This is a genomic window from Burkholderia sola, assembly GCF_905400185.1.
Classification (GTDB): domain Bacteria; phylum Pseudomonadota; class Gammaproteobacteria; order Burkholderiales; family Burkholderiaceae; genus Burkholderia; species Burkholderia sola.
In genome coordinates this window covers 2386577-2402397 of record NZ_FR989675.1, presented here as the reverse complement: position 1 = coordinate 2402397, position 15821 = coordinate 2386577, and the positions used below count along the sequence as shown (strand labels likewise).

The following is a 15821-nucleotide window of genomic DNA, read 5'->3' as shown; positions in this document are numbered from 1 at the left end:
TGCCCGCAGCCGGCCGCGCCGCGTCGTCTGCACGAGAGCGATCCTCACATTCCAGGACCCAGGAGACGAGAATGTCCGCTGTACCGAACGAAGTGATGAAGTATGTCGCCGCCGAACGTGACGACGACCCGCAAGAAACCGTCGAGTGGCTGGAGTCGCTCGATGGCGTGATCTCCTCCGTGGGCACTGGCCGCGCGCATTACCTGATCGAAAAGCAGATCGAATTCGCCCGCATGCACGGCGAACACCTGCCGTTCTCCGCCAATACCCCGTACATCAACACGATTCCGCTCGAAGCACAGGCGAAGATTCCGGGCGACCAGGACATCGAGCACCGCATCCGTTCGTACACGCGCTGGAACGCGCTGGCGATGGTGCTGCGCGCGGGCAAGGACACGAACGTCGGCGGCCACATCGCATCGTTCGCGTCGGCCGCGACGCTCTACGACGTCGGCTACAACCATTTCTGGCACGCGGCGTCCGACCAGCATGGCGGCGATCTCGTGTTCGTGCAGGGCCACTCGTCGCCGGGCGTGTACTCGCGCGCGTTCCTGCTCGGCCGCCTGAAGGAAGAGCAGCTCGACAATTTCCGTCAGGAAGTGGACGGCAAGGGCATTTCGTCGTACCCGCACCCGTGGCTGATGCCGGACTTCTGGCAGTTCCCGACCGTGTCGATGGGTCTCGGCCCGATCATGGCGATCTACCAGGCACGCTTCATGAAGTACCTGGAATCGCGCGGCATCGCGAAGACGGAAGGCCGCAAGGTGTGGGCGTTCCTCGGCGACGGCGAGACGGACGAGCCGGAATCGCTCGGCGCGATCGGCATGGCGAGCCGCGAGAAGCTCGACAACCTCGTGTTCGTGATCAACTGCAACCTGCAGCGTCTCGACGGCCCGGTGCGCGGCAACGGCAAGATCATCCAGGAACTCGAATCGGAATTCCGCGGCGCCGGCTGGAACGTGATCAAGGTCATCTGGGGCAGCCGCTGGGATGCGCTGTTCGCGCGCGACAAGTCGGGCGCGCTGATGCGCCGGATGATGGAATGCGTCGACGGCGAATACCAGACGTACAAGTCGGAGTCGGGCGCGTACGTCCGCGAGCACTTCTTCAACACGCCTGAACTGAAGGCGCTCGTCGCCGACTGGTCGGACGACGACATCTGGGCGCTGAACCGCGGCGGTCACGATCCGCACAAGATCTACGCGGCGTTCCACGAAGCGACCAACACGAAGGGCGCGCCGACCGTCATCCTCGCGAAGACCATCAAGGGCTACGGGATGGGCGAGTCGGGCCAGGCGATGAACATCACGCACCAGCAGAAGAAGCTGCCGGTCGAGCAACTGAAGAAGTTCCGTGACCAGTTCCGCCTGCCGATCACCGACGAGCAGATCGCCGACGTGCCGTATCTGAAGTTCGAGGAAGGCTCGAAGGAACTCGAATACATGCGCCAGAAGCGCATGGACCTCGGCGGCTACCTGCCGCACCGCCGCGAGAAGGCGACGTCGCTGCCGGTGCCGGCGCTCGACGCGTTCGAGCCGCTCCTGAAGGGCACGGGCGAAGGCCGCGAGATCTCGACGACGATGGCGTTCGTGCGGATCCTGAACATCCTGCTGAAGGACAAGGCGCTCGGCAAGCGCGTCGTGCCGATCGTCCCGGACGAATCGCGTACGTTCGGCATGGAAGGCCTGTTCCGCCAGATCGGCATCTGGAACCAGGAAGGCCAGAAGTACGTGCCGGAAGATTCCGACCAGCTGATGTTCTACAAGGAATCGCAGACCGGCCAGATCCTGCAGGAAGGCATCAACGAAGCGGGCGGCATGTGCGACTGGATCGCGGCGGCGACGTCGTATTCGACGCACGGCGAGATCATGGTGCCGTTCTACATCTTCTATTCGATGTTCGGCTTCCAGCGCATCGGCGACCTCGCGTGGGCCGCGGGCGACATGCGTTCGCGCGGCTTCCTGCTGGGCGGCACCGCGGGCCGTACGACGCTGAACGGCGAAGGCCTGCAGCACGAAGACGGCCACTCGCTGCTGTGGGCGGCATCGGTGCCGAACTGCGTGAGCTACGACCCGACGTTCGGTTATGAACTCGCGGTGATCGTCCAGGACGGCCTGCGCCGCATGGTGCAGGACCAGGAAGACGTGTACTACTACATCACGGTGATGAACGAGAACTACGAGCACCCGGCGATTCCGCAGGGCGAGCACGTGGCGGCCGACATCATCAAGGGCATGTACGCGTTCAGGAAGGCCGACGCCGACAAGAAGGCGCCGCGCGTCCAGCTGCTCGGCGCGGGCACGATCTTCAACGAAGTGATCGCCGCCGCCGACCTGCTGAAGAACGACTGGGGCGTCGCCGCCGACCTGTGGAGCGTGCCGAGCTTCACCGAACTCGCGCGCGAAGGCCATCAGGTCGAGCGCTGGAACCTGCTCCATCCGACCGAGGAGCGTCGCCTGTCGCACGTGCAGAAGTGCCTGAAGGACACGCAGGGCCCGGTCATCGCTTCGACCGACTACGTCCGTGCGCTGGTCGACCAGATCCGCGGCCAGATCGATCGCCGCTTCGTCGTGCTGGGCACCGACGGCTTCGGTCGTTCGGACACCCGCGAGAAGCTGCGTCACTTCTTCGAAGTCGACCGTCACTGGGTCACCGTCGCCGCGCTCAACGCGCTGGCCGACGAAGGCACGATCGAGCGCAAGGTGGTCGCGGACGCGATCGCCAAGTACAACCTCGATCCGTCCAAGCCCAACCCGATGACCGTTTAACGCACACGCCGTGTGATGCCGCGCGCCGCTCCCGCGAGGAGCGCGCGCGGCCATGGAGACAGAAACAGATGAGTCAAGCGATCGAAGTGAAGGTGCCGGATATCGGCGATTACAAGGACGTGCCGGTCATCGAGATCGGCGTGAAGGTCGGCGACACGGTCGAGCCCGAGCAGTCGCTCGTCACGCTCGAGTCCGACAAGGCGACGATGGATGTGCCGAGCCCGGTCGGCGGCGTCGTGAAGGAAATCAAGGTCAAGGTCGGCGATTCCGTGTCGGAAGGCTCGTTGATCATCCTGCTCGAAGGCGGCGCAGGCGCGCAGGCGAATGGCGCGGCCGCGCCGGCCGCGGCTCCCGCTCCCGCAGCAGCGCCGGCACCGGCCGCCGCCGCGCCCGCTGCCGCACCGGCCGCGTCCGGCGGCACGCTCGAAGTGAAGGTGCCCGACATCGGCGACTACAAGGATGTCCCGGTGATCGAGATCGGCGTGAAGGTCGGCGACACGGTCGAGAAGGAACAGTCGCTCGTCACGCTCGAGTCGGACAAGGCGACGATGGACGTGCCGAGCCCGGCCGCCGGCGTCGTGAAGGGCATCTTGGTCAAGGTGGGCGATTCGGTGTCGGAAGGCACGCTGATCGTGCTGCTCGAAGCCGCTGGCGCACCGGCTGCAGCCGCACCGCAGGCCAGCGCGCCGGCGCCGGCCGCGGCCGCCCCGGCGCCCGCCGCCGCACCGGCACCCGCGAAGGCTGCGCCGGCACCGGCCGCCGCCGCTCCGGCTCCGGCCGCCGCGCCGTCGGGCGAATATCGCGCGAGCCACGCATCGCCGTCGGTCCGCAAGTTCGCACGCGAACTCGGCGTCGAAGTCGCGCGCGTGCAGGGCTCGGGGCCGAAGGGCCGCATTACGAAGGAAGACGTGACGGGCTTCGTGAAGGGCGTGATGACGGGCCAGCGCGCGGCGCCGGCCGCGGCAGCCGCGCCGGCAGGCGGCGGCGAGCTGAACCTGCTGCCCTGGCCGAAGGTCGACTTCTCGAAGTTCGGCCCGTTCGAGGCGAAGCCGCTGTCGCGCATCAAGAAGATCTCGGGCGCGAACCTGCATCGCAACTGGGTGATGATCCCGCACGTCACGAACAACGACGAAGCGGACATCACCGAGCTCGAAGCGCTGCGCGTCCAGCTGAACAAGGAACACGAAAAGGCGGGCGTGAAGTTCACGATGCTCGCGTTCGTGATCAAGGCGGTCGTCGCCGCGCTGAAGAAATTCCCGACCTTCAACGCGAGCCTCGACGGCGACAACCTCGTGTTCAAGCAGTACTTCCACGTCGGTTTCGCGGCCGATACGCCGAACGGCCTCGTCGTGCCGGTGATCCGCGATGCGGACAAGAAGGGCCTCGTCGACATCGCGAAGGAAATGAGCGACCTGTCGAAGGCCGCGCGCGAAGGCAAGCTGAAGCCGGACCAGATGCAGGGCGGCTGCTTCTCGATCTCGTCGCTCGGCGGGATCGGCGGGACAAACTTCACGCCGATCATCAACGCGCCGGAAGTGGCGATCCTCGGGTTGTCGCGCGGGCAGATGAAGCCGGTGTGGGACGGCAAGCAGTTCGTGCCGCGGCTCATGCTGCCGTTGTCGCTGTCGTATGACCATCGTGTCATCGATGGCGCCGAAGCCGCGCGGTTCAATGCGTATCTCGGCGCGTTGCTCGGGGATTTCCGTCGCATCATTCTTTGATGAGATGAGGGGCTCGCGGGGGCGTGGTTTCGTGTCTGTTCTCCACGCTCTTGTCGTTAACCTGTTTTGCCAACGGTCTGCTAGCGTCGCCCCTGCGCGGGGCGGCGGTCACTTTTCTTTGTCTTCCAAAGAAAAGTGACCAAAAGAAAGGCGCGTCCTTGGGCGGACGGCAAAGGTGGTCCTGCCCAACGTCGCGTGCTCTTGTCAGGCCGCATGTCGTCAGGTTCCGTCTTTCCGCCGGTCCCTCCCTCTCTCTCTGCAGCTATTCAAGAAGGGGACAGTCATGAGTCTCATCGAAGTCAAGGTTCCGGATATCGGCGATTTCAGCGGCGTCGATGTCATCGAAGTCAACGTCAAACCCGGCGACGTGATCGAAAAAGAGCAAACGCTCATCACGCTCGAATCCGATAAAGCCTCCATGGAAGTGCCCAGCGACGTCGCCGGCACCGTCAAGGAAGTCAAGGTCAAAGCCGGCGAGAAAGTCTCGCAGGGCACCGTCATCGCCATCGTCGAAGCGTCGGCAGGCGCAGCCGCTCCCGCGAAAGCGCCCGAAGCGCCGAAGCCCGCAGCCGCCGCACCGGCTCCGGCCGCAGCCGCGCCGGCACCCGCGCCCGCGCCGCAAGCCGGCAGCTACAGCGGCGCCGCCGACATCGAGTGCGACATGCTCGTGCTCGGCGCCGGCCCCGGCGGCTACTCGGCCGCATTCCGCGCCGCCGACCTCGGCATGAAGACCGTACTCGTCGAACGCTATTCGACGCTCGGCGGCGTCTGCCTGAACGTCGGCTGCATCCCGTCGAAGGCGCTGCTGCATACGTCGCTCGTCGTCGAGGAAGCCGCGGCGCTCGCGTCGCACGGCATCACGTTCGGCAAGCCGCAAGTCGATCTCGACAAGCTGCGCGACTTCAAGGGCGGCGTCGTCAAGAAACTGACGACCGGCCTCGCCGGCATGGCGAAGGCGCGCAAGGTCGAAGTGGTCACCGGCGTCGGCGCGTTCGTCGATCCGTTCCACATGGAAGTGCAGGGCGAAAACGGCAAGAAGGTCGTCAAGTTCAAGCAGGCGATCATCGCCGCGGGCTCGCAGGCCGTGAAGCTGCCGTTCATGCCGGAAGACCCGCGCGTCGTCGATTCGACGGGCGCGCTCGAACTGCGCCAGCTGCCCAAGCGCATGCTCGTGATCGGCGGCGGCATCATCGGCCTCGAAATGGCGACGGTCTACTCGACGCTCGGCGCCGAGATCGACGTCGTCGAAATGATGGACGGCCTGATGATGGGCGCCGACCGCGATCTCGTGAAGGTCTGGGAAAAGTACAACGCGAAGCGCTTCGGCAACGTGATGCTGAAGACCAAGACGGTCGGCGCGGAAGCGAAGGAAGACGGCATCTACGTGAAGTTCGAGGGCGAAAAGGCGCCGGCGGAAGCGCAGCGCTACGACCTCGTGCTCGTCGCGGTGGGCCGCAGCCCGAACGGCAAGAAGATCGGTGCCGACAAGGCCGGCGTCGCGGTCACGGATCGCGGCTTCATCGACGTCGACAAGCAGATGCGCACGAACGTCCCGCACATCTTCGCGATCGGCGATATCGTCGGCCAGCCGATGCTCGCGCACAAGGCCGTGCATGAAGGCCACGTCGCCGCGGAAGCCGCGCACGGCGAAAAGGCGTACTTCGACGCACTGCAGATCCCGTCGGTGGCCTACACCGATCCGGAAGTGGCGTGGGCCGGCAAGACCGAGGACCAGTGCAAGGCCGAAGGCATCAAGTACGGCAAGGCCGTGTTCCCGTGGGCCGCTTCGGGCCGCGCAATCGCGAACGGTCGCGACGAAGGCTTCACGAAGCTGATCTTCGACGAGGAAACCCATCGCGTGATCGGCGGTGCGATCGTCGGCCTGAACGCGGGCGACCTGATCAGCGAAGTGTGCCTCGCGGTCGAGATGGGCGCGGACGCGGAAGACATCGGCAAGACGATCCACCCGCACCCGACGCTCGGCGAATCGGTCGGCATGGCCGCCGAGCTGTACGAAGGCGTCTGTACGGACCTGCCGCCGCAACGCAAGAAGTAACAGTAACGCGACCGGCATGGCCGGCCACGCGCCGGCCACGAAAACGCCGCCGCCCGGGCAACCGGACGGCGGCGTTTTGTTTTGCGTGGCGCGCGACAGGCTCGATGGTGGCGGGCAGTTGGCCGCCCGCCCGGCACATTCCGGCGCCAGAAACGAAAAAGCCGCGCTGGGCGCGGCTCTTTCAGGAGCAGGGGACGCTTACGCGGCCGGCTTGCTCGAACGACGTGCGGCAGCGGCGGTTGCAGCCTTCGTTGCGACGGCAGCAGCGGCGTTGAAGTTCGTTTCAGCGATTTCCACCGCTTGCTTCGTGGCCTTCTGAACCGTTTCGTACGTGGTGTTCGCAGCGTTCAGCGCCGACTTCAGTGCGGCGACAGCCGTTTCCGAACCGGCCGGGGCGTTCTTCGCGACGTTGTCGACGAGTGCCTGGACCTTCTTGTTCTGCTCGTCGAATTGCGCTTCGGCGACCTTCGCGAACTCGGCTTGCGTCGACGATGCGATTTCGTACAGGTGACGGCCGTACGACAGCACCTTTTCCGCGACCGGCTGCGACAGGCTCGCTTGCAGCGCGATCAGTTCCTGCGCGTCCTTCACCGACAGCAGACGCTGCGCGTTTTCCTGGCCTTCGGCCAGCGTCGACTTCACGACTTGCAGGTTGAGTTCGATCAGCTTTTCGACGCCTTCGAACGCCTTGGTCGTCAGACCGAACAGGCTTTCGAGGTTGGCTTTTTGGGCGGCGGCGATTTGCTCGGGGGTCAGCAAGGACATGTCAGGCTCCTGAAAAGCGATCGCGTCGATCGCAGGATAAAGGGCACTACGCTGGGGAACTTCGGCGCCGCGTGCTTTGTGCAACGCAGCAATGAGGCCTATTTTAGGGCAGAGAGCACGGATGTCAAGCACTTTTTGTGCGTTGCACAATCGCGACAAATTATCGATAAAACAACGAGTTATCGCACCCGTGCGGAATCGGTTTCATGCGTGTTCCCACATGGTGCGCACGGCGCCGGGGAAAACGCGCCGCACCATGATCACGCACCGGTAAACCTGACAGGCCCATGGAACGTTATCCTTCTGTTCCTGTCGAAAAACGCGCCGTTTCGACGCGCGTGCCGTGGCGACGTGCCGCCGTCACGGCCGAGACCGGCGCCCTGGGCACGCCGAGCATCGGATACGTACTTTCCCCGCTTTAAATTGCCGCCGAAGTGACGTTATCTCAATTAACCGCGTGGTAATCGGGAGACGGGCGCTGTCGGGCAGTGCGTCCCATCGATTTTTTCGATGGGAACGGAAGGGTCGATTGGCCGGAGGTTGGCCGACTCTTACATTCCGGTTTAAAGACGATCGGTAAGTGCCTAATATTGCTCTTTTTTTCAGCTTTAACTACACTTGCGGAAACCTCCCGCCCGCTTTGTCCAGACCCCAATGAAAGCCGAATCGTTTTCACCGCGCAGATTGTTGCAGAGCATGACGCTCGGCACCGCTGTGTCGGTCGCAGTCGCGTTGCTCGCGACCACCGCGTCCGTCACGCCTGCCGACGCCTTCGCCGCCACTGCGAAGACCCAAGCCGCCAAGAAAAAGGCCGTCGCTCCTGCTTCGTCAGCGAAGAAGAAGTCGGCCCGGGCGACCTCCGACAAATCCGCCAAGGTCGCCGACGCCGATGCGCCGCGCGCGAAAGCGTCGCGCAAGCGCGTGACGCTCGCGGCGAACAACCTGCATGGCGGCCATCGCGGCGCGGTGCGCAAGGTCGCGTTCCAGCCGCGCCGTCCGACGGTCGGCCAGGCGTTCGGCCTGCACGACACGCCCGACGCGCTCGCGCTGCGCTCGAGCGTCGCGTACGTCGTCGACCAGAATTCCGGCGAGCCGCTGTTCGACAAGAATTCGCACGCGGTCGTGCCGATCGCGTCGATCTCGAAGCTGATGACGGCCATGGTCGTGCTCGACTCGAAGTCGCCGATGACCGATCAGCTCGAAGTCACCGACGAAGACCGCGACTACGAGAAGGGCACGGGCTCGCGCTTGTCGGTCGGCTCGGTGCTGTCGCGCGAGGACATGCTGCACATCGCGCTGATGGCGTCGGAAAACCGCGCGGCCGCCGCGCTGTCGCGCTACTATCCGGGCGGTCGTCCGGCGTTCATCGCAGCGATGAACGCGAAGGCGAAGTCGCTCGGCATGACCGATACGCATTTCGAGAATTCGACCGGCCTGTCGAGCTCGAACGTGTCGAGCGCGCGCGATCTCGTGAAGATGGTCAATGCAGCGTACCAGTACCCGATGATCCGCCAGTTCTCGACTGATCGCACCTACGAGGTGTACACGGGCAAGCGCAACCTCGTCTACAACAGCACCAACGCGCTGATCCGCGGCAACGGCTCGTGGGACATCGGCCTGCAGAAGACGGGCTTCATCAACGAAGCGGGCGAATGCCTCGTGATGCAGGCCACGATTCACGGCCGGCCGATGGTCATGGTGCTGCTCGATTCGTTCGGCAAGTACTCGCGTTTCGCCGATGCCTCGCGCCTGCGCAACTGGCTCGATGCCGGCGGCGGCGAGCGCCTGACGGCGGCCAACACGCCGAGCGGCGGCACCTGATCGCGCGCGGCGGTTCGCCGCCGTACCGTACCGGTCGCCGCAACGCAAAAGCCCCGCAATCGCGGGGCTTTTTTTTGTCTGGCGAAACCGGCGCCGGCGCCGGAAGGAACCTGGCCGCCGGCGCGGCTTACGCCTGCCGCTGCAGCCCGTCCACGTCCTTCGCGGGCGCCGGCCGGTAGCCGAGCGATTCCGAGATGGTGAGCGCCGTCCGGCTCAACTGGCCGAGCCACGCGTCCTGCAGCCGGTCGGCCGGCGCCGACAGCGACAGGCCCGCGACGAGCTTGCCCGAATCGTCGTAGATGCCGGCCGCGATGCAGCGCACGCCGAGTTCGAGTTCTTCATTGTCGCGCGCGCACGATTGCTGGCGGACGATCGTCAGCTCGCGCTCGAGCTTCGCGATATCGGTGATGCTGTTCTGCGTATGGCCGGACAGCCCCGTGCGCGTCGCATACGCACGCACGCGCGACGTTTCGTCGGCCGCGAGGAACAGCTTGCCGACCGACGTGAGGTGCAGCGGCGCGCGACCGCCGATCGCGCGGACGACCTGCATTCCCGAGCGCTCCGAATACGCGCGCTCGATATAGACGATCTCGTCGCCCTGGCGCACCGACAGGTTCACGGTCTGCCCGGTGAGGCGGTGCAGCTCGCGCATCGGCATCAGCGCCGCGTCGCGCACCGACAGGCGCGCCTTCACGAGATTGCCGAGCTCGAGCAACCGCATGCCGAGGCGGTAGGTGCCGGGATCGGAGCGGTCGACGAGGCGGCAGGTCACCATGTCGTTGAGGATGCGGTGCGCGGTCGACGGGTGCAACTCCGTGCGCTGCGCAAGTTCCTTCAGGCTGACGGGGTCGCTGTGCGCGGCGAGCGCGTCCAGCAACCGCATCATGCGTTCGATCACCTGGATCGACGTTTTTGAATCCGGGGTGGGTTGGCTCATGTCGGGGGAGGAATCGGTTGACGCGTCAAGCGGTGTTGGATCGATTGTATCTCGTATCGTGAAAAAAGCGAACGCCGTTCGAGGAAGTCCTCGTTTCGCGCACCGCGGGCTTGCGCGCGGACCGGCGTTGGTCTTGCCGGACAAACGTCGGATAATGAGAGCCGTTTTCTCGAAGGAGCACGTATGCGAGTCGGTTTGTTCGTCACCTGCCTGGTCGACCTGATGCGCCCCGAAATCGGTTTTTCGGCGCTCAAGCTGATTCGCGACGCCGGCTACGAGGTGATCGTGCCGCCCACGCAGACCTGCTGCGGCCAGCCCGCCTACAACTCGGGCGACCGCGCGCTCGCACGCGACCTCGCGGAAAAGACGCTGCGCGAGTTCGAGTCATTCGATTACGTCGTCGCGCCGTCCGGTTCGTGTGGCGGGATGATCCGCGCGCACTACGGCGACCTGTTCCGCGACGATCCCGAGCTGATGGGGCGCTACACGCGGTTCCAGCAGAAAGTTTACGAACTCACCGATTTCCTCGCGAACGTCGCGAAGGTGTCGCTCGCGCCGGGAGAATTCGCCGGGCCGGTCACCTATCACGATTCGTGCTCGGGCCTGCGCGAGCTCGGCGTGAAGGCGCAGCCGCGCGCGCTGCTCGCGCAGCGCGGCGTGGCCGTCACCGAGATGAAGGACTGCGAGCACTGTTGCGGCTTCGGCGGCACCTTCTCGGTCAAGTACGGCGACATCTCGGCGGCCATCGCGGACGAAAAATGCGCGAACGTGCGCGCGTCGGGCGCGGGCACTGTGGTGCTCGGCGATCTCGGCTGCATGCTGAACATCGAAGGGCGGTTGCGCCGCACCGGCGACCGCGACACGCGCGTGCTGCACGTCGCGCAAGTGCTGGCGGGCGACGTCTGACGCCCGGTTCCGCTCACTTTTCCCCCGATACCGCGATGCAAGTCCAATCGATGCATTTCAAGGCGCGCGCCGGCCAGAAGCTGGCCGACCAGCGCCTGCAGCAGAACCTGAAGAAGCTGTCGACGAAGTTCGTGTCCGCGCGCGCCGACGCGATGACCCTGATCGACTTTCCGGCCACGCGCGCCGCGCTGAAGGCGCGCCGCAACCGCGCGCTCGAGAATCTCGACGTGTGGCTCGAGGCGTTCGAGCGCGAGGCGACGCGGCGCGGCACGACGGTGCTCTTCGCCGAAACGACTGCGGACGCCGCGCGGCTCGTGGCCGACATCGCGCGCCGGCACGACGTGAAGAAGGTCATCAAGACCAAGTCGATGGTGTCCGAGGAAATGCGCCTGAACGCGGTGCTCGCCGAGATGGGCGTGCAGTCGATCGAGACCGATCTCGGCGAATACATCCTGCAGATCAACGACAACGAGCCGCCGAGCCACATCATTGCGCCCGTCGTGCACAAGGACAAGGACGAGATCGCCGACCTGTTCGCGCGCACGCATGGGCGCGAGCGGCTCACCGAGATCCCGGACATGACGCGCGAGGCGCGCGAGGTGCTGCGCCCGCATTTCATGTCGGCCGACATGGGCGTGACGGGCGGCAACTTCGTGATCGCGGAAACGGGTTCGGTCGCGATCGTGACGAACGAAGGGAACGAGGGCATGTGCACGGTGATGCCGCGCGTGCATGTCGCGGTGACGGGCATCGAGAAGGTGTTGCCGACCCTCGAGGATCTCGCGACCGCGATGCGGCTGCTGCCGCGTTCCGCGACCGGGCAGAAGACGTCGAACTATTTCTCGCTGCTGACCGGGCCGCGCGGGCCCGGCGACGAGGACGGCCCCGAGCACAACTACGTGGTGCTCGTGGACGGCGGCCGCACGGGCCTGATCGGCGGCGAATTCCAGGAGATGCTGCGCTGCATCCGCTGCGGCGCGTGCATGAACCATTGCCCGGTGTACCAGAAGGTCGGCGGTCATGCGTACGGCTGGGTCTATCCGGGGCCGATGGGATCGGTGCTGACGCCGAGCTACGTCGGGCTCGACCGCACGCTCGACCTGCCGCAGGCGGCGACGCTGTGCGGCGAATGCGACAGCGTGTGCCCGGCCGGGATTCCGTTGTCGCACCTGTTGCGCACGTTGCGCGAGAAGCAGGTCGAGCGCCACCTGCGACCGTGGCGCGAACGCGCGGCGCTCGCCGCGTGGGGGTTCTTCGCCCGACGCCCGATGCTGTATGCGCTGACGACCAAGCTCGCGGTGCGCGTCCTCGAACGGCTGGGCGGCGACGGCGGCATGCTGCGGCGCCTGCCGATGATGGGCGGCTGGATGGATACGCGCGACCTTCCGACGCCGACCGGGCGCACGTTCCGCGAGCTGTACGCGGCGTCGCAAAGTCACCTCGGCTGACACTGTTCAGCGAGCGGCAACAGTGCGTTCGCTATTTGCATATTTATCTTGATAGATGCGGTCTATAGAATCTCGTCTGTAGTCCCCGGAATCGGGTTTCGGGGTACGAGGTCAACGAGGTCCGCATCATGAAAAAGACAATATCGATGTACTGGCCGCTGGCAATCGTGGTTCCGCTGGCAGCGGTTGCCTATCTGCATGCGATGGCCGATGCGCCGTCGCGCGGCCCGCTCGCGGTTCACCAGGCGTCCGCCGAACTGGCGCGCGCGGTGTCGTTCGGGCTGGTCGGCGACGCGGCGCAGCCGCTGCCCGCGGCATCCGGCGACATGGCGCTCGCTGCGCCGAAGGCGCTGTAACGCATGACGCCGTCGCTTCGCGCGGCGGCGTGATGTCGGCCGCCTTTGTATAATGGCGTGTTCTTCTCCCACGCGGTGCGCCGCGGCTTTTCGATAGTGCGATGACCCGCGTTGCGATCTGTTTCGTCTGTCTCGGCAACATCTGCCGTTCGCCCACCGCGGAGGGCGTGATGCGCCACCAGGTCGATGCGGCCGCGCTGGCCGACCGGATCGCGATCGATTCGGCCGGCACTGGCGACTGGCACGTCGGCGAGCCGCCCGATACGCGTGCGCAGGCGGCAGCCCGCAGCCGCGGCTACGATCTGTCGGCGCTGCGCGCGCGGCAGGTGAGCGCGGCGGATTTCGAGCGGTTCGATCTGCTGCTCGCGATGGACGAAGCGAATCTCGCCGAGCTGCGCCGTCGCTGTCCGCCGCAGCATCGCGACAAGGTGCGCCTGCTGATGGAATTCGCGCCGGGCGCGACCGAAACCGAAGTGGCCGATCCGTATTTCGGCGGCGCGCAGGGCTTCGAGCAGGTGCTCGACCAGGTCGAGCGCGCGTGCGCGGGCCTGCTGGAGACGCTCCGCGCACGCACGGCGCACTGACCGCGCAATATTCAGCGGTCTGCGAATACCCTTTCACAGACATGGATACTTGACTAAAAACGTCAAATATTTATACTTGACCAAAATCGTCAAGATTGCAGTCCCCTAGACACCATGAGACTCACCACCAAAGGCCGTTTCGCCGTCACGGCGATGATTGACTTGGCACTGCGCCAGGAGCAGGGCCCGGTGACGCTTGCAGGCATCAGCCAGCGCCAGCGGATTTCGCTCTCGTATCTCGAACAGCTGTTCGGCAAGCTGCGCAGGCATGAAATCGTCGAATCCGTGCGCGGCCCGGGCGGCGGCTACAACCTCGCGCGTCGCGCGCAGGACGTCACCGTCGCCGACATCATCATCGCGGTCGATGAACCGCTCGACGCCACGCAGTGCGGCGGCAAAGGCACGTGCGACGGCTCGAAGCAGCCCGACGGCCATTGCATGACGCACGAGCTGTGGTCGACGCTGAACCAGAAGATGGTCGAATACCTCGATTCGGTGTCGCTGCAGGATCTCGTCGATCAGCAGCGCGCACGCGAGGGCGCCCCTGCGGTGCTGCGCGACCGTCGCGCGCCGGAGCCCGTCGCCGCACCGGCCGAGCCCGTGCGCACGATGCCGCTCGGCCCCAATTCGGTGTTCAACATCGCGAGTTCGTGAGCGCGAAGGCGCCCGCCAACCCCCATAACGCACATAGTCCCTGCACAGAATACCCGGAGCGACAGATGACCCAAGAGACTCTCCACCTGCCCATCTATATGGATTACAGCGCGACGACGCCCGTCGATCCGCGCGTGGTCGACAAGATGGTGCCGTACCTGCGCGAGCAGTTCGGCAACCCGGCGTCGCGCAGCCACGCTTACGGCTGGGACGCGGAGCGTGCGGTCGAGGAAGCGCGCGAACAGGTGGCCGCACTCGTGAACGCCGATCCGCGCGAGATCATCTGGACGTCGGGCGCCACCGAGTCGGACAACCTCGCGATCAAGGGCGCCGCGAACTTCTACAAGGGCAAGGGCAAGCACATCATCACGGTGAAGACCGAGCACAAGGCCGTGCTCGACACGTGCCGCGAGCTCGAGCGCGACGGTTTCGAAGTCACCTACCTCGACGTGAAGGACGACGGCCTGATCGACCTCGACGTGTTCAAGGCCGCACTGCGCGCGGACACGATCCTCGTGTCGGTGATGCACGTGAACAACGAGATCGGCGTGATCCAGGACATCGAGACGATCGGTGAAATCTGCCGCGAGAAGGGCATCGTGTTCCACGTCGATGCCGCGCAGTCGACCGGCAAGGTCGCGATCGACCTCGCGAAGCTGAAGGTCGACCTGATGTCGTTCTCGGCGCACAAGACCTACGGCCCGAAGGGCATCGGCGCGCTGTACGTGCGCCGCAAGCCGCGCGTGCGCATCGAAGCGCAGATGCACGGCGGCGGTCACGAGCGCGGGATGCGGTCGGGCACGCTGGCGACGCACCAGATCGTCGGCATGGGCGAGGCGTTCCGCATCGCGCGCGAGGAAATGGCGACCGAGAACGAGCGCATCCGCATGCTGCGGGACAAGCTGCTGCGCGGCCTGTCGCAGATCGAGGAAACCTACGTGAACGGCGACATGGATCGCCGTGTCCCGCACAACCTGAACATCAGCTTCAACTTCGTCGAAGGCGAGTCGCTGATCATGGCGATCAAGGACGTTGCGGTGTCGTCGGGCTCCGCATGCACGTCCGCGTCGCTGGAGCCGTCGTACGTGCTGCGTGCGCTCGGCCGCAACGACGAACTCGCGCACAGCTCGATCCGCTTCACGGTCGGCCGCTTCACGACGGAGCAGGAAGTCGACTTCGTGGTCGATCTGCTGAACAGCAAGATCGCGAAGCTGCGCGAACTGTCGCCGCTCTGGGAAATGCACCAGGAAGGCATCGATCTGTCGACGATCGAATGGGCCGCGCACTGATACCGCATTGAATGCAACCGCGGGCGGATTGACGCACGCAGACGTAACGAGTCAAGGAGTCTGAGTCATGTCTTACAGCAACAAGGTTCTGGATCACTACGAAAACCCGCGCAACGTCGGTTCGTTCGCGAAGGACGACGACACGGTCGGCACGGGCATGGTCGGCGCGCCGGCATGCGGCGACGTGATGAAGCTGCAGATCCGCGTCGGCGCGGACGGCGTGATCGAAGACGCGAAGTTCAAGACCTACGGTTGCGGTTCTGCGATCGCATCGAGCTCGCTCGTCACCGAATGGGTGAAGGGCAAGACGCTCGACGAGGCACTGTCGATCAAGAACACGCAGATCGCCGAGGAACTCGCGCTGCCGCCGGTGAAGATTCACTGCTCGATCCTCGCGGAAGACGCGATCAAGGCAGCCGTGGCCGACTACAAGAAGCGCCACGACACCAAGGAAAGCGATCAGGCAGCAGCCTGAACGGCATCGAGCGGCTAGGGAAGGGAACGCGGCGGGCCCCG

The 15821-nt window shown here is 65.4% G+C and carries 13 protein-coding genes; 11 read left to right on the top strand and 2 right to left on the bottom strand.

Annotated features, from left to right (window positions below; all coding sequences use genetic code 11):
• Window positions 1–71: 71 nt before the first annotated feature.
• From aceE to lpdA, 3 genes are all read left to right on the top strand, one after another.
• Window positions 72–2768, top strand: coding sequence for a pyruvate dehydrogenase (acetyl-transferring), homodimeric type (aceE, locus tag KR541_RS11030; protein ID WP_050013012.1), 2697 nt, complete (start codon window positions 72–74; stop codon window positions 2766–2768).
• Window positions 2769–2836: 68 nt separating this feature from the next.
• Window positions 2837–4489 carry a dihydrolipoyllysine-residue acetyltransferase gene (aceF, locus tag KR541_RS11025; protein ID WP_050013011.1) on the top strand — a complete coding sequence of 551 codons (1653 nt, stop codon included), beginning with the start codon at window positions 2837–2839 and terminating at the stop codon, window positions 4487–4489.
• A gap of 283 nt (window positions 4490–4772) precedes the next feature.
• Entirely contained in the window at window positions 4773–6545 is a 1773-nt protein-coding gene (lpdA, locus tag KR541_RS11020; RefSeq protein ID WP_124557689.1) for a dihydrolipoyl dehydrogenase, read from the top strand.
• A 198-nt stretch (window positions 6546–6743) separates the two neighbouring features.
• Here lpdA and KR541_RS11015 read toward each other — a convergent pair whose 3' ends face one another.
• Window positions 6744–7310 (bottom strand): phasin family protein, encoded by a 567-nt coding sequence (locus KR541_RS11015; RefSeq protein WP_034188948.1) that lies wholly within the window; start codon window positions 7308–7310, stop codon window positions 6744–6746.
• A 654-nt stretch (window positions 7311–7964) separates the two neighbouring features.
• Here KR541_RS11015 and pbpG point away from each other — a divergent pair.
• Window positions 7965–9131, top strand: coding sequence for a D-alanyl-D-alanine endopeptidase (gene pbpG / locus KR541_RS11010; RefSeq protein WP_050013009.1), 1167 nt, complete (start codon window positions 7965–7967; stop codon window positions 9129–9131).
• A 127-nt stretch (window positions 9132–9258) separates the two neighbouring features.
• Here the strand turns inward: pbpG and KR541_RS11005 are convergent, their stop codons facing one another.
• On the bottom strand, window positions 9259–10068 hold the full coding sequence (locus tag KR541_RS11005; RefSeq protein ID WP_050013008.1) for an IclR family transcriptional regulator: 810 nt from the start codon (window positions 10066–10068) through the stop codon (window positions 9259–9261).
• Window positions 10069–10251: 183 nt separating this feature from the next.
• Between KR541_RS11005 and KR541_RS11000 the strand changes: the two genes are divergently transcribed.
• From KR541_RS11000 to iscU, 7 genes are all read left to right on the top strand, one after another.
• Window positions 10252–10974, top strand: coding sequence for a (Fe-S)-binding protein (locus KR541_RS11000; RefSeq protein ID WP_089488595.1), 723 nt, complete (start codon window positions 10252–10254; stop codon window positions 10972–10974).
• Window positions 10975–11009: 35 nt separating this feature from the next.
• Entirely contained in the window at window positions 11010–12422 is a 1413-nt protein-coding gene (locus KR541_RS10995) for a lactate utilization protein B (protein WP_050013006.1), read from the top strand.
• A 128-nt stretch (window positions 12423–12550) separates the two neighbouring features.
• Entirely contained in the window at window positions 12551–12778 is a 228-nt protein-coding gene (locus tag KR541_RS10990) for a hypothetical protein (RefSeq protein ID WP_050013005.1), read from the top strand.
• Between the two features lie 101 nt (window positions 12779–12879).
• Window positions 12880–13362 (top strand): low molecular weight protein-tyrosine-phosphatase, encoded by a 483-nt coding sequence (locus KR541_RS10985; RefSeq protein WP_050013004.1) that lies wholly within the window; start codon window positions 12880–12882, stop codon window positions 13360–13362.
• A gap of 114 nt (window positions 13363–13476) precedes the next feature.
• Window positions 13477–14016: a Fe-S cluster assembly transcriptional regulator IscR gene (gene iscR / locus KR541_RS10980; RefSeq protein ID WP_006401955.1), complete on the top strand. Its 540-nt coding sequence runs from the start codon at window positions 13477–13479 to the stop codon at window positions 14014–14016.
• Window positions 14017–14081: 65 nt separating this feature from the next.
• A complete protein-coding gene (locus KR541_RS10975; RefSeq protein WP_050013003.1) occupies window positions 14082–15305 on the top strand; it encodes an IscS subfamily cysteine desulfurase in 1224 nt (407 codons plus the stop codon).
• Between the two features lie 67 nt (window positions 15306–15372).
• Window positions 15373–15780 (top strand): Fe-S cluster assembly scaffold IscU, encoded by a 408-nt coding sequence (iscU, locus tag KR541_RS10970; protein ID WP_006478389.1) that lies wholly within the window; start codon window positions 15373–15375, stop codon window positions 15778–15780.
• The last annotated feature ends 41 nt before the right edge of the window (window positions 15781–15821 follow it).